The organism is Konateibacter massiliensis, assembly GCF_900184995.1.
GTDB lineage: Bacteria > Bacillota > Clostridia > Lachnospirales > Lachnospiraceae > Lachnotalea > Lachnotalea massiliensis.
In genome coordinates this window covers 1,923,514-1,942,022 of sequence record NZ_LT860099.1, presented here as the reverse complement: position 1 = coordinate 1,942,022, position 18,509 = coordinate 1,923,514, and the positions used below count along the sequence as shown (strand labels likewise).

Below are 18,509 nucleotides of genomic sequence, written 5' to 3'. Positions count from 1 at the left end.
AACCTCTAAATTGATGTAGTAATAGTACTCAATTTAGAGGTTTTTTGCGAAGCATACTTTGTTCGAAGATATGAATAACAAACTATCTACAAGCCACAATAGCAGCTTGTAAAATTTCCATCCCCTTGTCTAGCTGTGCATCTGTAACAACAAGTGGGCAAAGAAAACGGATGACGTTGGAGTAAGCGCCTGCGCTTTCAATAATAAGTCCGTGATTTACGCAATACTGTACGATGTCTGAAACAATTTTAGAATTCGGTTTCTTGGACTTTTTATCCGTCACAAATTCAATACCCATCATACAACCAATGCCTCGAATGTCGCCAACTTCCTCGTATTTATCTAACCAGGAATGAAATTCCTTCTCTAATTTCTGGGAAATTTCAAGGGAACGTTCACATAGGTGATCTCTTTCAATAATTTCAATGACCTTTAGGGCAGAGGCACAGGCCAGCGCATTTCCGCCGTAAGTACCGCCGATAATACCGTTTTTAACACCATCAAATATTTCGTTGGAAGTAGTGATGGCACTCAACGGAATACCGGCAGCGATGGATTTGGCAGATGCTAAAATATCGGGAGGGCATCCGGCCTCTCCCCAGTAATTGGATACAAACATTTTTCCGGAACGTGCAAATCCAGTTTGAACTTCATCGGCAATTAGCAAAATTCCATTCTCATCACATATTTTTCGGACTGCTTTTACCCATCCAATTGGTGCGGGAATAAATCCGCCTTCGCCTTGTACTGGTTCCATTACAATTGCGGCAACGTATTCAGCAGGAGATGCTTCATCAAATACTTTCATCAGTTTTTCAATATAATAAGTGATTGCATCGTCCTCTGTGTTAAAATTAGGTGCTCGATACAAATAAGGAAATTCTGCACGGTAAATTCCGTCAGGGAAAGGACCGAGCCCTACGGCATAAGCTTTTTTGGCGGTCATCGTAGCAGAGAGAAGAGTTCTTCCGTGAAATGCGCCGGAAAATACAATGATATTCGGTCTGCCAGTATAGGATTTTGCTATCTTAACTGCGTTTTCAATTGCTTCTGCGCCAGAGTTAGCAAACATGGTTTTTCGTTTTGCTCCTTTGACAGGTACGATTTCATTCATTTTTTGAGCTAACTTGATGTAACCTTCATGGGTGACAATATTCATCATAGCATGAAAATATTTTTCAGACTGTTCCTTTACGACTTCAACCAGCTCAGGGTGGCTATATCCTATATTTAAGACGCCCACACCGCCTACCCAGTCGAGGAATAGATTGCCATCTATGTCTTCAATCATAGCCCCTTCTCCACGGCTGATGACACAAGGATATACGGATGTGATTGCATTTGGTACGTGCTCTTTTCTGTCTGCCAAAATAATAGAAGCTTTTGGACCTGGTAAAGGAGTACTAATATTTGGTAAAGAATCTTTTAGCATAATAATCTCCATTTCTGTGCTGTGATGCACGTTTCAGTAGTGGTTAAAAATTGTTAAAGGGCATAAAGATAAATGCGCTTAATCTCGTCAGGTGTGAAAACGACAGGATGATTTGCAATGCTTGGAGCGGATACCTTGCAGCAGTTTTGCGTGAGCCAGTCTACATCGTTTTTTTCAATCCCCATATCCCGAAGTGTTTCGGTTAGATGAAGGTCAGCAAGAAGTTCCTTTAATTTTGCAACAAAATCATTTTCATCATTGCCCCCAAGAAGCCTTGAGAGAAGATAAAATTTTTCTGGTGCTCCGCAAATAGATGCTTCATAGACAAAAGGAGCAAGTGCTGCCAAACCTCTCCCATGTACGGCGTTTCTTAGGCCGCTGACAGGATGCTCTAAGCCATGAAGTGCGGTAACACCGGCGGTATTAATAACCATACCGCCTAAGGTGCTTGCCATACATAAGTCATCCCAGTTACTCTCATTGCCGTTGCCTTGGTAAAGCTTCTTTAAGCTGCCAATGGCAAGTCTGGCACCTTCCAGCGCCAGGATGTTGGTGAGTGGCTGCGCAATCGTGGAAATATATCCATCTATGTTATGACATAGGGCATCAAAACCTACAGAGGCTAAGGTGTCTTTTGGCATTGTCTGCATAAGAAAGGGGTCAATGATAGAGTAGGCCGGAACAATAGCAGAGCAGCGCAGTGATTTTTTGTCTAGTGTATCTGGGTTTGTCATAACGGCAAAGCCATTGCCCTCACTTCCTGTGCCGCAGGTCGTTGGAACGGCGATAACAGGAAGTGCTTTGTCACTGGTTTTTTTACCATAAATATATTCTGTGATATCCCCACCATTGACAACTTGAAAAGCAATTGCCTTTGCGGCATCCAAACTGCTTCCTCCACCTAATGCGATGACGTGGTCGCAGCCGTTTTCTATCGCCAGCTTTGCACCGTCATATACCGTAGTGGTAAGAGGATTTGGTGTTACCTGATCAAAAAGGGTATAGGCCACATTGCTTTTTGCCAATAATTTTTCTGCCCTGGCAAGTAAGCCAGACTTTCTGGTGCTTTGCCCTCCAGTGACAATAAGAGCATGCTTCCCTAAAGTTGCGGCCTTTTCTCCAATTAAATCGGACTTACCGCGTCCAAACACCAGGTTTACTGGCAGATAGTATTGAAATTCCATTTAAAAACCTCCTGTTTCTATCGTGCTGAAACGTTATAGCTATTTTACATTTGTTGTTTTACCAGCCTCTACGTCGACAAAATAATCTTCTGTCAGTCCATAATTTTCAAGAATAGCGAGTAGGCTGCCATCTTCTTTCATTTCATTTAAAACAGTATTAACTTCCTCAAGAAAAGCCTTGTCATCAAAGCGTACTGCTGCACCAATCTGACCGCTTGCCTCAGCTTCGTAAGGAGACAGAAGCTTCAAATTTAAGGAGCTGTCTGTAGAGAGTGTATATCCGGCAACAATTCCATCCGTGACAACAGCATCCACTTTTCCCATATTGACTGCAGTCATTAAGGTTGCCTGACTATCATAGGCATCAAGCTTTGCAATTTTTCCCTCATCTAGCCATGCCTGTGCGGTCTCATAAAAGGTTGTGCCAGGCTGTGCGCCAATTGTTTTATCCTTTAAGTCCTCCTTGCTTGTAATGGTAGAGTCGGCAGGAATAACAACAGCTTCACCTTCCTGATACCATTTGTCAGTAAAGGCGGCAATCTGAAGTCTTTCCTCTTTTACATACATAGCATCTACAACCATATCGATGTTGTTGTTATTTAGCTCAACTAAAAGGTTAGAGAAGTCAACTATCTTCATTTGAATGTCCGGTATTCCGAGACGATTACAAATTTCTTTTAAGATTTCGATATCAATTCCTTTTAATTCTCCGGTTTCAACGTCAATATAACAAAAAGGTGCATCATTCGAGGAGCCAATTACAATATAACCTTGCTCCTTAATGCTTTTTAGTAAATCGGATTCACCAGTCGTGGACTGCTCCTCGGCATCCTCAGAAGAAGCATCAGTAGTGGAGGCGTCTTGTGTAGAAGTATCAGCTGTGCTGGCTTCCTCGTTTTCCTTTGTACTACAGCCTGCCAGCATTGCAAGGGATAGTAATAAGGTAAATAATAAGGTCATTAGTCTTTTCTTCATAAATTTTTTCATAATTTTACTTCCTTCCTTGTTTATATAATTAATTTATAGTGCAACAAATTGATTAGGAAAAGGAAACTTCCCCATTAGGAGCGAGAGCGTTTCATCCTTTTTTCTATAATTTTGCTAAGCTGCGATAATGGTATGCTTAATAGTAAATAGATGAGAGCAAGAAGCGTATAGGCTTCTACAGTAAGGAAAGTCTGCGAAGCGAAGGTTTTTGTTCGAAGAAGAAGCTCTTGCACGGAAATCATGGCGAGTAAGGAAGTATCTTTAATTAACATAACAAGATAATTTCCGAATACTGGAACTGAGTTGCGCAGTGCAGGAGGAATAATGAAGCAGAATAATACCTGACGTTCACTAAACCCAAGAGCAAGACCTGCTTCACGTTGACCAGGATCAACAGAAAGTATTGCCGAGCGAATAACCTCCGACATATAACAGCCATAGTTAATTGCAAAGCCGATAATTCCGCATGTAGCTGCTTCTAGCTGAATGTTTGCTTTGTATCCAAGGGTGGATAGTAAGCCATTTAACAGTACCGGAACAACATAATAAATATAAAAGAATTGAACCAATAGTGGTGTACCACGAATTAACTCAAGCACAATAGCCAAAAAACCACTTAAAATTTTATTTTTAGAAAGCCGTCCGATTGCGATGAGTAATGCTGCAATAAGTGCGCAGGCAAATCCGACTAGCGTGATATAAACTACAATTCCAATTCCACCCAGCAGGCTAGGGCCCAGAGTGTCGAAAGCTTTTTTAAAATGTAATTCCATATGAATTCCTCCTATGATAAAACTCTGGCTAAGAATGACTTGGTTCGTTCATTCTTAGGCTGTGTGAAAATATCGGCTGGAGCACCTTCCTCTATGACGTAACCGCCATCCATAAAGATAACTCGATCCGCAACATCTTTTGCAAATCCCATTTCATGTGTAACGACAATCATGGTCATTCCTTCTTTTGCAAGCTGCTTCATTACTTCTAAAACATCCCCCACTAGTTCAGGATCAAGAGCGGAAGTAGGCTCATCAAAAAGCAGGATGTCTGGCCTCATTGCTAAGGCCCTTGCAATTGCTACACGTTGTTGCTGACCACCCGATAAAGAAGCTGGATAAGAATTCGCTTTATTTTCAAGTCCTACCTTTCGAAGTAGTTCGAGAGCAGCCTCCTTTGCTTCGGCAGCCGGAACTTTGTTTAGCTTAACAGGGGCATACATTACATTTTCCAATACAGTTTTCAGAGGAAAAAGGTTAAAACGTTGAAATACCATCCCTACACGTTTTCGAAAGTCGGTCACCTTTTTGCCAAGATGTGTAATGTCCTCTCCCGAATATCTGATTTCGCCTCCCGTTGGCTGCTCCAAAAGGTTAATACAGCGAAGGAGGGTACTTTTCCCAGAACCGGATGGACCGATGATAACGACCACCTCTCCCTGCACAACAGAAAGATTAACGTCTATTAATACTTCTAAATCATCAAAACATTTAGATAAGTTGTTTATTTCGATTAATGCCATATCTTCACCCTCTATTCCTTTCTGTGAACAAATATAAAAAGCAACGGACTTTTCTTTAAAAAGCTCCGTTGCGTGAATGGTAATATTTATTTAATTTATTTGCCGGTTACCTTTATTTGGAGATGTTAAACTTCTTTTGGATAACTTCTGTTAGGATATCACAGGTTCCTTCCACCCCAAGCAGACTAGAATCTATCATAATGTCTTTATAATCTTTATCTGACAAAGAGTAACCACAATAGTGTCTATGATAAGATTCCCTTGCTTTATCAACGGATGCAATCATTTTTTTTGCTTCATCCGGTCCCATATTTAGTCTTTCAACACAATTGGCAAGTCTTGCTTCGTAAGGCGCATAAATAAAAATATTAATAATGTTTTTGCAGCCCTTTAAAATATAATCGGCGCAACGTCCTACGATAATACAGGATTCTCTTTCTGCCAGATTGAGAATAATTTTACGCTGTGCATCAAAAATGGAGTCTTGCATGGCAGTCGTACCGATACCCAGTGGATAATTCATATTGAAAAATGCTGATTTTGCGCTTTCTTCCACATTGCTGATGGCAGAAACAGGAAGATTTAAATTTTTGGAGGTCATTTCTACAATATCTCTGTCATAATATTCGATACCTAATTCTTCGCTAATGAGTCTTGCAATGGGTCTTCCCAAGCTCCCGAACTGTCTTGCTATTGTTATAACAAATTTTTCACTCATACAGAACACCTCTTTCTTTTTTTATGCTCCTTCTGTTTTTTTTATTATAGCTCGGAATGAGGAGAAGGGAAATGGCTATTTACTCCAAAAAATATTATGAATATTGTACTCAGAGTACAATGTGTGTTATACTAACCCATTATAATGACCGATAAAAGGAGGATGGATTATGAAGGCACAGGTAGTAGATTTGTATGATTGTGCAAAAGAAAAATACAATCTTGCCCTTCAATGCGGGGAACAAGGATTGACGAACTCGGTTTCTTGGGTTTATCTGGCAGAGGATATTCAGAATGTATCTTTTTTAAAAGGTGGAGAGTTGGTCATCACAACTGGTTTGTTTATTCAGAGTAACATAAAACTTAGCGAATTTATTTGCTCTCTGGTTACTTGCAATTGCAGTGGTATACTGATTAACATTGGAAAATATTTGGAAGATGACGACATAACAGAGGAAATCAAGGCGTTTTGTGAGATTAATCATTTTCCTTTATTTACAATGCCTTGGGAAGTTCATCTGATTGATATTATGCAGGACTATTGCAGCATTCTTTTGCACAATACGCAAAGTACAGAGCATTTAAATGCTGCTTTTCAAGGTGCAATCTACCAAAATGTGGTCCATGAAAATATTCTTCTTTCTTTAAACCAATATGGCTTCCCGACCGATGCGCAGTATCGGATGATAGCCATACAAAACCTGCAAAATATGACTAGAATCACGTTTGTGCTAAATCATCATAGGCTAAAATACCATCTGTTTGAGCATGAAAACAGGAAGATTTTAATTTATATGACCTCTACTTCAGACCTTTCCTTAAATGAATTGATTGAAGTCCTTTTGTTCTGTGATAGTATTATAATAGGAATCAGTAATACCATCGATTCTTTAGTCGAAATCAGTCAATGCTATAAAAGAGCGATGTTTTCGTTGGCAGCGGCTATATTTTGGAATATTCAATCGGTTAATTTTGATGATTTGGGTATTTTTCAAATACTTTTTTCGTCATCTAACCCAGAAGTACTTCAGGCAATTTCTAAAAAGTATTTGGGAAAACTGGAACAGTTTGATATGGAACATGATACGGAATATCTGGACACCCTAAAAATATATTTATTATCTGACTGTAACCTTTTAAAGTCAGCCTCAGCCATGCATACACATCGCAATACAATTATCTATCGAATGAAAAAGATTAAAGTATTACTAGATAGTGAACTGGATGATTCAAAAATAAAATTTGACCTTTTGATGGCCTTTTATATCAGAGAGTATTTTTCAATATTTTGAAGCTTCTGTGTACTACTCAGTTTTGCTCCATAAGCATTTTCCGGTATTCTGACGGGGACATACCTTTGCTCTTTCTAAAAAGCTTTGAAAAATAAGCCAGTTCAGATATCCCGCATGCGGCGGCAATATCCTGAATGGAGTCATAGGTTGTATTGAGCAGATAAATAGCATGATCCATTCGCTTTTCGTTTACAAAGGTAGTCAGCGTAGTTCCCACTTCTTTTGTAAACAGATTTGAGAGATAGCTGCGATTTAACGAAAAGACAGCAGCCAGCTGTGAAAGGCTTAAATCGGAAGATAAGTTCATTGAAATGTAATTTATCACTTTCTGAATAACTGGCGTATAATCTCTGGTTGAATGAGATTGAACTAAAAAACAATATTTTTTTATCATTTCTTTTTTTAGATCACCGCAGGCGGAAATAGAATTCAAACCTTCTATCTTCAATGCCAAACGGCTGGAAAGTGCATCCAGATATACAGGGTGGACATTTCCGCGCTGTGCACCTTTTCTCATAAGCGTATTTGCAATAATCAGATAATTCTTTTGATCTCTCAGCGTATCGTAAAGTCTTTGCTCCAGTTCAAAGGCAGAGCTAAACATCAGTTTTTCTGCTTCTTCATAATCACCCACAGAAATATAGTCCATTAATTTTTCTTCTTTTTTATATCGGTCCTCTATGTTCTTGGCGGTTTCAGAGCTGCTGTCAATTTTTGAACCTTCTTTGAAGGACAGTCCGGAATCATTTTTTGCTTTCAAATGTTTAATCTGGCAATCCGGTATTTCATAAAAGTTATTGCCAAAGCATTGCAGGTAGGCAAGTAAAAGATTTCTGTCATGGATAACCGGCAGAGATGAAAAATACTGATTCATGAATGTTTCATACTGCTCGGGAATACCTAGCTGTTCATTCAGTGTCCGAATACTATTTACGGTTGGATTGGTAAAAATGAACGGTCCCGCAAGCAGTAAATCGTATTCTTCTGAATCAGGGAGTGGAAAGATGAGGTAACTGCAATGAAATAAATCTTCCACGATATAAATACCTTGTTTTTCCTGGAGGATTAGCTCTAGGTCCGGAAAAGTATTTGAAAACTGATTCAAATTTTGCAGAAGGTTTTTTCTTAATCCGAGGTCAAACTCGCTGTTGCCATCCCATTCAATTGGAAACGATAAAAGCTTTGTGCGAATTTTGATTTCTCCTAAAAAGCTTCTCGTAAATTCTATCATCGTCATATCCGCTTGTCACTCCCCTTTCATTAATATGCATTTGTATAATATTTATTTAATATAGCAAAATATTTTGTAATATCAATCATAAATAAATATTGTTATATTAAAACAAAATATAAAACTAATTATTTGGCATCCTCATTGATATAATGGATTTAGATTTAAAACAGTTGATGTTATTAAAGGAGGTTCTTTATGGATGCTGGAACAAAAAAGGTAAGGCCTTTTGGGTTTACTGACAAGATGGGGTACATGTTTGGTGATTTCGGAAATGATTTCACATTTATACTTTCATCCATGTTTTTATTAAAGTTTTACACAGACGTTATGGGAGTATCGGCAGGAGTTGTAGGTTTTATCATGATGCTCGTAAGGTGTGTAGATGCATTTGCGGATGTGGCAATGGGGCAGATCTGCGACCGAAGCAAGTCAGGGGCAAAGGGAAAGTTTGCTCCATGGATAAGAAGAATGTGCGGACCGGTAGCGGTTGCATCGGTTCTGATGTATGCCGTGTGGTTACAAGACATGAGTATGCCGATTAAAATCTTTTGGTTGGTTTTTACTTACACTCTTTGGAGCGTCTGCTACACCGGTGTTAATATTCCTTATGGTTCGATGGCCTCTGCTATCACCGCGGAGCCAAGAGAGCGAGCAGCTCTTTCGAATTTCCGTACAATTGGAGCTACCTTGGCGAGTACGGTAATCGGTGTTGTTCTTCCGCTGGTGGTATATTATAAAGACGCGTCCGGAAATACGGCATTTTCAGGAGAAAAGATGTTTTTTGCGGCTCTTGCCTGTTCTGTTGGCGCTGTTGTATGCTATATGATTTGCTATCATATGACGACAGAGCGTGTGAAAATGGAAACAATAACGGAGCGTTTCTCCTTATCCGGTCTTATAAAAGTTACACTGGCAAACCGTGCGTTGGTTGGAATTATTATCTGTGCACTTCTCTTGCTTTTGGCACAGTTAACACTGAATGGAATGGGAAGCTACATTTATCCGAATTATTTTGGCAATGCCGGAGCCTTATCGTTAACGTTATTGCTTCAGAGTGTACTCACATTGGTTTTGTCCGCTTTTACAGTAAAGCTTTTAGAAAAAATCGGAAAGAAAGAGCTGGCAATGATTGGAACTACAATTGGAGCTGCCTCTCTTGTGATTGCTTTTGTTCTACATACAAAAAATGTATGGATATGGGTTGGACTTTATTTGGTGTCAACAATTGGAATTGCCTTATTTAATCTGGTATGTTGGGCAATGATTACAGATGTTATTGATGATTCGGAGGTAAAAACAGGAATAAGATCGGACGGAACAATTTATGCTGTTTATTCATTTGCACGTAAACTTGGGCAAGCACTGTCCTCTGGTCTGGTTGGCGGCCTGCTTTCTTTTATAGGTTATACATCCCTGACTGCTTTTGATCAGACCGTTGTTGATGGTATTTATAACATTACCTGTCTTGTGCCGGCGGTTGGTTTCATCCTGCTGTCTCTTGCACTAAAATTTGTTTACCCGCTTAATAAGAAAACAGTGGAAAAAAATGCAGAAATTCTAAAAAATAAAATTAAAAGTAGAGTTGAAAAATAAGGAGGAATTAAATTATGTTATATCCGATTTTGACACCGTCAAGAATATTGAGTGATTTGAGCGGAGTGTGGGATTTTAAACTAGATAACGGAAATGGATTTGCGGAAGGCTGGTATAAGGCACCCCTCGAGGATGCCATGACCATGCCGGTGCCTGCTTCCTATAATGATTTAAAGGAAGGAGCTGAATTCAGGGACCATTATGGCTGGGTCTTTTATCAGAGACAGATTTCGATGCCGGAAATGATGAAAACGCAGAGAATTGTATTGCGTTGTGCGGCGGTTACTCACCATGCCAATATTTATTTGAATGGAACACTGATTTCGGAACACAAGGGCGGCTTCCTTCCTTTTGAAGTGGAAATCACAGATAAGTTGTTGGAGGGAAATAATCTTCTTACCATTGCTGTAAACAATGTAATTGATTATTCAACCCTTCCTGTTGGCGGTAAAAACAACATGCTGGGCGGCGGATTGGTTAATTTTTCTTCTAAGGTGCCTCAGAAGCCACAGAACAATCCTAATTTTGATTTCTTTAACTATTGCGGAATCACACGTCCGGTAAAAATTTATACGACACCTAAAAATTATATCTCAGATATTGCAATTGTTCCGGAGGTAAAGGGAGTAGATGCAACGCTTGGTTATGAAATTGATACCGTTGGTGCTGGTAGCTGTAAGGTAGAGGTATTTGACAAAAACAAAATGCTGGTAGCCGCATCGGAAGGAACAAAAGGAACTTTGGAGATTAAGGATGTACATTTGTGGCAGCCTCTAAATGCTTACTTGTATGAAGTGAAGGTGACATTTGGAGAGGATGTTTATACATTGCCATACGGTATCCGTACCGTTCGTGTTGATGGGACTAATTTCCTGATTAATGAGAAGCCTTTTTATTTCAAAGGATACGGAAAGCACGAAGATACATTCCCGAATGGAAGAGGCATCAATCTTCCGATGAATACAAAAGATATATCCGTTATGAAGTGGCAGGGAGCGAATAGCTTCCGTACCAGCCATTATCCATACAGCGAAGAAATGATGCGCCTTTGCGATGAGGAAGGAATCGTAGTGATTGATGAGACAACGGCAGTTGGCGTTAATCTTGAGTTTGGCGGCGGTGCAAATTTCAATGGACAAAAAATCAGCACCTTTGATAAAGAAAATGGAATACAGACACAGGAACATCACAAAGAGGTCGTTCGTGACCTGATTGCAAGGGATAAAAACCATGCATGTGTTGTTATGTGGAGTATTGCGAATGAGCCTGATTCTTACTCCAAAGGAGCTTATGAATATTTTGAACCGCTTTATTCCCTTGCAAGAAAACTAGATCCGCAGAATCGCCCATGTACTCTGGTTAGCGTCCAGATGGGAGAGTATGGTCCGGAAAAGGATTGCTCTTCAACACTAAGTGATGTCATTTGCTTAAACCGCTATTATGGCTGGTATGCAGGTGCTCCTGATTTGGAAGGACCGGAAGCAGCTTTGAGAGAAGAACTTGACAGATGGTCCAAAATAGGAAAGCCGTTGCTGTTTACCGAATATGGAGCAGATACGGTAATGGGCTTTCACGATACCACCTCTGTTATGTACACAGAAGAATACCAGGTGGAGTACTATAAGATGAACAATCAGGTATTTGATGAGTATGAATTTGTAGTGGGGGAACAGGCATGGAATTTCGCAGATTTTGCAACCAGCCAAAGCTTACTGCGCGTTCAGGGAAATAAGAAAGGACTTTTCACAAGAGACCGAAAACCAAAACTTGCAGCACATTATTTCAGAGAAAGATGGAATAAGATACCGGATTTTGATTATAAAAAGTAAGGTTTTAAAAAACCTCTGATCTGAAATGGATTAGAGGTTTTTTGTAGGAAAGCAACTTAAATTGAAAGCATCAGAGAGAGGGAAGCGCGAGTTTACTCGCACTTTATAAGGGATATGAGTAGCACTATCGACAAGCCACAATAGCAGCCTGTAAAATCTCCAGTCCTTTGTCTTGTTGTGCATTTGTGACAACAAGCGGGCAAAGAAAACGGATGACGTTAGAGTAAGCGCCTGCGCTTTCAATAATAAGTCCGTGATTTACGCAATATTCTTTTGAAAGCTCCGTTGCTTGAATAATAACATTTATTAAGTTTGTGTAATATTTGTTTTGTTTAAAAAAACTAAATTATTTAGAAAGATTAAACTTTTTACGAATTACTTCTGTTAAGATATTGCAGGTTTCATCTATTCCAAGCAGACTCGAAACTATCATAATGTCTTTGTAGTCTTTGTCAGACATAGAATAACCACAGTAGTGTCTGTGATAAGATTCTCTGACTTTATCAACCGATGCAATCATTTTTTTGCCTCGTCGGGTCCCATGTTTAATCGTTCCACGCAGTTGACGAGTCTTGCTTCATAAGCTGAAATAAGCCAATGCTATAAAAGGGCGATATTTTGGAATATTCAATCAGTTAATTTTGACGATTTGGGTATTTTTCAAATACTTTTTTCTTCATCTGACCCAGAAGGGCTTCAGGCGATTTGCAAAAAAGGTTTGGGAAAACTGGAAGAGTTTGATATAGAACATGGTACGGAGTATATGAATACCCTAAAAATATATTTATTATCTGATTGTAATCTTTTAATGTCGGTTTCAGTCATGCATACCCATCGCAATACCATTATCTATAGAATGAAAAAGATTAAAGAGTTATTAGAAACTGAGTTAGATGATTCGAAAATAAAATTTGACCTTTTGATGGCATTTTATATCAGGAAGTATTTTCGATATTTTGACGGAGACATGCCACGAAGCGTTTTTTGATATATCGCATACTTTGGAGAGTAAATAATAATCAAATGTTGATGAAGTTTTTTGAACTAATATTTGATAAAGAATTTTTTGCATAATCCCCCATAGTTGTTTATAACATCATGCTAAAACAAGGGGAGCTGTGGATAAAACCGCGAGAACGCAAGCAGTATCTTTATGATTGCAGAAGAAATAGTGATGTGCTATACTGAGGACGGAAAGGTGTAAGCACCAGATAAATGGAATTAAAATGCTTTAGATACACTCGAAAGGTATTGGAAATATATGTTTAAAGAGTGGTATTTAGGGAAAAAGAATGAATGGAAAATATACGTGCGAGGTATGTGAGTACAGTTATCAATTACACTAAATGGTGTTGAGTTTGTTAGGAGCAAAGTGGTAATTACCACGGACAGAAATGTATTAATAATCCTTATGATAAGTGCGCCATTAAGAAAGGAAGCTGGTACGAATATTACTAGAGCTGAAACTTATTGCAAAGAGGGGAATTTATGGGAAGAATCAAAAAGGAAGGTCTTATTTTATTAATAAGAAGTTTCAAAAAAATAAATGAAGAAATTGAAAATAAACAGCAAATTGATGTGGAGGTTCTTACAGACTGTCAGTCTCAGGCAGTTGACTTGGGAAACTATATCGAACTTTTATATAAAGATATAAACACATCAGACTTGATACATAAACTGGAAGAGTACTGTGAATTTGTATATCAATTAAGTCTGCCTGAGAATTGCTGTGAAATGAAAAGAATTTTAAAGAAAACAAGAAAGCTTTTATTCGCAATAGAGAGCGATATACAATATTTGCTTCCGGAAGATAAAAAGATAATTGTCTTTTTGCCATATAAGGCGTCTATGTGGGATAGTCTGGAAAGTATCTATTTCGCCGCAAAAGAAGATCCGATGTGTGAGGTGTATGTTATCCCTATTCCGTATTATGATAAGAACCCAGATGGGAGTTTTGGAAGAAATCACTACGAGGGAGAGGATTTTCCAGAAAATATTCCAATTACATCCTGGCAGGAATTTTCGATTGAGGAGAATAGGCCGGATGTTATCTTTGTGCATAATCCCTATGATAATTGGAATTTTGCAACAAGCGTTTATCCACAGTTTTATTGCAGGGAATTAAAAAAGCATACAGACGAATTGGTATATGTTCCTTATTTTGTGCTACATGAAATCAAGTTGGAGAACAGGTTTGAAGTGGACAAGATAAAGCATTTTGCTTCATTACCAGGGGTCATATATGCAGACAAGGTTATTGTTCAATCTGAGGAAATGAAAAAAATATATGTAACAGAATTTATAGCATGGGCAGAAGAGCACAAACTGGCGGGGAAATATACAGATAAGGCATATCAGGATAATAGAATATTGGGTATAGGGTCTCCTAAATTTGACAAGCTGTTTTCTGATGGAGCGAAGAGAATTCCGCTTCAATGGGAAGCGAAAATAGGCAGTGGTGAAGGCAGAAAGAAAGTTATTTTTTTTAATACAAATGTTAGTTTGATTTTAAATAATGGTGATTATTTTGTTGAGAACTTAAAAAGAATAGAGAAGATATTTGAACGATACTCAAAAGAGTATGTAGTTATTTGGAGAGAACATCCTCTGACATATGAAAGCATGAAATCCATGCGTCCTCAGATATTAGAAGAATATTTAAAGTTTAAAGAATATTTTATAAAGAAGGATTGGGTTATTATGGATGAAACGCCAGAGTGGCACCAAGCTGTGGCTGTTTCAGACTGCTATTACGGAGCAGGAGGTTCCTTAAGTGCACTGTATTTAGCTACTAAAAAGCCGATTATGATTACGGATTATAAATATCCTAATGGCATCTCAAATAAAGAGGTGACGGTTGAAACGATGTTCAGGATGATGAATAAAAAACACTATTTTAATGAGGTGTTTTCTAATTTGCTAGATTTGTTTTTAAGTAAGTTCGTGCAGATTTCAGAACATCAAAAGAAGTGCCTTGAATTTCTTCCTGAACCGGATGAAATCAAGCAGGTGTGTGTTGGAAAGAGAATATATGATTGCTGCTGTGGGCAGAGAAGGGGAAATGTATGAATTATGCAGTGATTCTTGCCGGGGGAAAAGGTGTAAGATTTAACGGAGATATTCCAAAACAATTTGTGGAGCTGACAGGTTATCCTATGCTTGCTTATTCCATGAAAACAGCGGAGGAAAATAAGAATGTTGATGAAATCTGTATTGTTGCACCTCTGGCTTATCATGATGAAATAAAAAGATGGGTGAAAGAATTTCATATTACTAAGTTTCGATATTTGGCTGAATCAGGTAAAGAGAGATATGAATCTGTATACAGCGGTGTGCAGGCGATTCCAGCCAAAGCCAGAGATACTGTGATAATTATGACGGCTGTGTGCCCGTTTGTATCTCAGGCAACTATGAACAAGTTGTATGCTGCCATAGAAGAATATGATGCCTGTATTACAGTAATAAAAGCAACAGATGCCATAACTTTTAGCAATAATGGTAAGGAAGTTAACAGAACTCTGCAAAAGAAAAAATTGTTTATTCAACAAGGGCCGCAGATTTTCAGATTCAATGTCCTTGTCCAGGCTCACAAAAGCTATCAGGATGATGAAAATCGAGTTGAGGTGAATGAAGACAGCGAACTTGTGTTAAATATAGGTGTGGAGTGCGGCATGGTAATGGGAGATAGATATTGTATTAAAGTAACCTATCCTGAAGATCTGGCTATTGTAAATGCACTTTACCCCCTATTTATTGAACAGGAGAACAAGTTGCTTCGGGAAGAGAGGGAGGATTGTTAAATGCACAATATAGTAAGTGAGGATTCGAAAACAGTTGCTACATCCGATTATATTGATTGGGGTAAATTAACAGGGAAGACCATACTGATTGCTGGTGCCAATGGATATGTTCCTCAGTTTTTTATACATACATTTTTGTGCAGGAATGATTTGTTCGGTTCTGATATAAGAGTAGTTGCTTTGTGTAGAAATAAGGATAAAGCCTATATAAGATTTGGAGAATATTTAAAGCGTTCTGATTTTCAGATACTGTATCAGGATATATGTGATGAAGTGAAACTGAATGAAAAAATAGATTATATAATACATGCAGCTTCTCCGGCTGGAATAAAGATAACAATGGATAATCCCATGTCCGTTTTTGATGCCAATGTAATGGGTATGAAGAATATGGCTGATATTGCGTTAAGGAATGGTGCCAAGGTGCTGTATATTTCGAGTGTAGATGTATATGGACATATCCCGGAGCTTAAGAGATATGAAGAGACAGACATAGGCGTGATTGATCATTTGACATCAAGAAATATATATGCTTCAGCGAAACGTGCTACAGAAAGCCTGTGTATGTGTTATGGAAAATTAGGACTTGATTATGTGATTGCTAGACCATCTCAAATCATGGGACCGGGAATTGGCCTTGATGATGAACGTCTGCATATTAATATGATAAACCAGATGCTGACCGATGGAAAAATTATTTTAAAAGGTGACGGAACGCCTAAGAGAAGTTTTATTTATGTCACAGATGTAATAACTGGTATGCTTTGTGCAATGACAAAAGGCGAAGCAAAAGAAGTATATAACGTATGCAATGAAGCTGCAGAAGCTACGGTTAGAGAATTGGCTGAAACAATTTCCGAGCTGATTTCAGGAAGTGCTGAAGCCATAGAATACGATTATGCAGCGAGAACTAAGGACCTAGCAGTGAAAAGCGTGGTTTCACAGGTATGCATTTCTTCCGGGAAACTTAGAAAAATAGGTTGGGAACCTAAGCTTGGATTATTAGATGCTGGCAAAAGAATGATTGAGTATTATCAAAATAAGGAATAAAAGATAGCTATGGAAAAGGATCAAGTAATTAATATAGTTCTTGTAGGATACATAAATCGTAATCTTGGAGACCCGGCGATAGCGGAATGTGCAAGATATATCTTGGAAGAATCTCTGGATATGGCAGGAATAGAGAAGTATTATATTCATCTTTATAATATGTATATCAGAGATATGGCGGTCATAGAAAAAGCTGATGCCATTGTTTTTGCAGGGGGAGGCTTGATTAAATATAAACGGGAATTATTCTATGAGTTTATACCTGAAATCATAGAGGTGGCTCAGAAAAATGATATTCCTATTTATTTTAATTGCGTTGGAGTAGAGGGATATAGTGAAACGGACTCTCGTTGTCAGGTTCTCAAAAAAGCCGTTAATTCTGCTTGTGTCAAAGGGATTACCATACGTGATGACTATGACTTGTTTGTGGAGCATTATCTAAGAAAAGATATGGATTGCAGGAAAGTGCTGGACCCGGTATCACTCGCTGCAGAAGTTTACCATATAAATGATGAACGTGAGAGAAAAAAAGTCATAGGTCTGCAGATTGCAAGGCCTGAACTTTATGAGGATTATGGAGTTAAAGGTTTTTCTAGGGAACATCAATTGGAGTTTTGGAAACAACTCATTGACAAAATAGAGTCTGAAACAGAATACAAATGGCAGATTTTTTCAAATGGGCTGCTGCAGGATTATATGTTTCATAGGGAGTTGTTGGCATATCTGGGGAAAGAAGAATGTGAAGAGTATCTTGTTCCACGACCGGCGGAAGTCTGGGAGTTGGTTACAACTATATCTGAGTACAGCGGAATTGTAGCTACAAGATTACATGGGAATATTATAGCCTATGCTGTGAATGTGCCTAGTATTGGACTTGTGTGGAACGATAAGATGGTTCGCTGGGGAGAGAGCATAGGATATAAAAAGCGATTTTTAGATGTGACGATGTTTGATGCTGATATTGTATTTAATAAAATGATGCAAGCAATGGAAGAAGGCATAATTAATATAAGTAAAAAAGAGAAAATTAATATAGAAGAACCGTTGGTATTGTTTCTGAAAAAATATTGCGTGAAAAATAGCAAGAAAGAGATTAATGCGGGCAGAAAAGAATGGCCTGAAACTTTGATTTCCAGTGCAATGGGAGGACATAAATATCAATATGCGGGGATGAATTCTTTAGTTACATTTGAGAACGGTTACAATGATGGGTTTAGAAATTTTGAAGTTGATTTGAAATTATCATCTGATAATAAATTGGTTTGTGTTAATGGTTGGAATGAATCGACTTATAAGAAGCTGGGATTAATGTTAGATGGTAACACAATTCCTGACGTTCCAACTCATAGAGAGTTTATGAAAATGAAATATTATGGACATTACCCAACATCGGATTTTGTAACTTTGTTTGAAGCTATATCATCATATCCGGATATTTCCTTTGTATTTGATATACGTTCTAATACCATAGAACAGATGGAAAAGATAGTCAGCATTTTAAGTGCAGACAAATATCATTTACGAAACGGTCATTTTGTAAGGGTGTCAACTGTAGAGGATGCAAAAGTAGTGAACTGCCATATGGAAGGTATTGGTATTATTTTGGATATATCGTCATCTATGCTGGCAGATGGATTCATTCGCCCAGTGATTTTTTCAGAGCTCGGCAATTTGGATGTTCAATGTGTCTCGTTTCAAAAAGGGATTGTTTCAGAAAGGCTTGTTCAACAAGCAAAGTGTAACGATAAAAAAATTTTTGCATTTAACACAAACTCCTTTCAAGAAGCAGAAAAAATGCTAAATATGGGAGTTGATTATGTGGGTACTGATTATCTGTGCATGGAAGGTTTGTTAAAATTGGAGGATAATTAAGGT

15 protein-coding genes are annotated in these 18,509 nt (G+C 38.3%); 8 read left to right on the top strand and 7 right to left on the bottom strand.

Going from position 1 to position 18,509, the window contains the following annotated elements; all coding sequences use genetic code 11:
* Positions 1–82: 82 nt before the first annotated feature.
* From CTY48_RS14740 to CTY48_RS14715, 6 genes are all read right to left on the bottom strand, one after another.
* Entirely contained in the window at positions 83–1,432 is a 1,350-nt protein-coding gene (locus CTY48_RS14740) for an aspartate aminotransferase family protein (RefSeq protein ID WP_099469230.1), read from the bottom strand.
* Positions 1,433–1,485: 53 nt separating this feature from the next.
* Complete coding sequence (locus CTY48_RS14735; protein WP_099469229.1) at positions 1,486–2,616, bottom strand: iron-containing alcohol dehydrogenase; 1,131 nt, start codon at positions 2,614–2,616, stop codon at positions 1,486–1,488.
* Positions 2,617–2,655: 39 nt separating this feature from the next.
* A complete protein-coding gene (locus CTY48_RS14730; RefSeq protein ID WP_099469228.1) occupies positions 2,656–3,603 on the bottom strand; it encodes a substrate-binding periplasmic protein in 948 nt (315 codons plus the stop codon).
* Between the two features lie 74 nt (positions 3,604–3,677).
* Positions 3,678–4,376, bottom strand: coding sequence for an amino acid ABC transporter permease (locus CTY48_RS14725; RefSeq protein WP_099469227.1), 699 nt, complete (start codon positions 4,374–4,376; stop codon positions 3,678–3,680).
* A gap of 11 nt (positions 4,377–4,387) precedes the next feature.
* A complete protein-coding gene (locus CTY48_RS14720) occupies positions 4,388–5,119 on the bottom strand; it encodes an amino acid ABC transporter ATP-binding protein (protein WP_099469226.1) in 732 nt (243 codons plus the stop codon).
* Positions 5,120–5,231: 112 nt separating this feature from the next.
* Positions 5,232–5,837 carry a cytidylate kinase-like family protein gene (locus CTY48_RS14715; protein WP_099469225.1) on the bottom strand — a complete coding sequence of 202 codons (606 nt, stop codon included), beginning with the start codon at positions 5,835–5,837 and terminating at the stop codon, positions 5,232–5,234.
* A gap of 169 nt (positions 5,838–6,006) precedes the next feature.
* Here CTY48_RS14715 and CTY48_RS14710 point away from each other — a divergent pair, with 169 nt between their 5' ends.
* Positions 6,007–7,128, top strand: coding sequence for a PucR family transcriptional regulator (locus CTY48_RS14710; protein ID WP_099469224.1), 1,122 nt, complete (start codon positions 6,007–6,009; stop codon positions 7,126–7,128).
* 16 nt (positions 7,129–7,144) lie between these two features.
* Here the strand turns inward: CTY48_RS14710 and CTY48_RS14705 are convergent, their stop codons facing one another.
* Positions 7,145–8,365: a helix-turn-helix domain-containing protein gene (locus CTY48_RS14705; RefSeq protein WP_099469223.1), complete on the bottom strand. Its 1,221-nt coding sequence runs from the start codon at positions 8,363–8,365 to the stop codon at positions 7,145–7,147.
* A gap of 192 nt (positions 8,366–8,557) precedes the next feature.
* Between CTY48_RS14705 and CTY48_RS14700 the strand changes: the two genes are divergently transcribed.
* The 7 genes from CTY48_RS14700 to CTY48_RS14670 all read left to right on the top strand — a co-directional run bounded on the left by CTY48_RS14700 (position 8,558) and on the right by CTY48_RS14670 (position 18,506).
* Entirely contained in the window at positions 8,558–9,955 is a 1,398-nt protein-coding gene (locus CTY48_RS14700; protein WP_099469222.1) for an MFS transporter, read from the top strand.
* 14 nt (positions 9,956–9,969) lie between these two features.
* Positions 9,970–11,784 carry a beta-glucuronidase gene (gene uidA / locus CTY48_RS14695; RefSeq protein WP_099469221.1) on the top strand — a complete coding sequence of 605 codons (1,815 nt, stop codon included), beginning with the start codon at positions 9,970–9,972 and terminating at the stop codon, positions 11,782–11,784.
* Positions 11,785–12,547: 763 nt separating this feature from the next.
* Entirely contained in the window at positions 12,548–12,772 is a 225-nt protein-coding gene (locus CTY48_RS20100; RefSeq protein WP_408609855.1) for a helix-turn-helix domain-containing protein, read from the top strand.
* A 500-nt stretch (positions 12,773–13,272) separates the two neighbouring features.
* Entirely contained in the window at positions 13,273–14,853 is a 1,581-nt protein-coding gene (locus CTY48_RS14685; protein ID WP_099469219.1) for a glycosyltransferase family protein, read from the top strand.
* The gene (locus CTY48_RS14680) at positions 14,850–15,584 is read left to right on the top strand and encodes an IspD/TarI family cytidylyltransferase (protein ID WP_099469218.1); all 735 of its coding nucleotides are present in this window, start codon (positions 14,850–14,852) and stop codon (positions 15,582–15,584) included. The genes CTY48_RS14685 and CTY48_RS14680 overlap by 4 nt, the downstream gene beginning before the upstream one ends.
* Positions 15,585–16,634 (top strand): NAD-dependent epimerase/dehydratase family protein, encoded by a 1,050-nt coding sequence (locus tag CTY48_RS14675; RefSeq protein ID WP_099469217.1) that lies wholly within the window; start codon positions 15,585–15,587, stop codon positions 16,632–16,634.
* Positions 16,635–16,643: 9 nt separating this feature from the next.
* Positions 16,644–18,506 carry a polysaccharide pyruvyl transferase family protein gene (locus CTY48_RS14670; protein WP_099469216.1) on the top strand — a complete coding sequence of 621 codons (1,863 nt, stop codon included), beginning with the start codon at positions 16,644–16,646 and terminating at the stop codon, positions 18,504–18,506.
* The last annotated feature ends 3 nt before the right edge of the window (positions 18,507–18,509 follow it).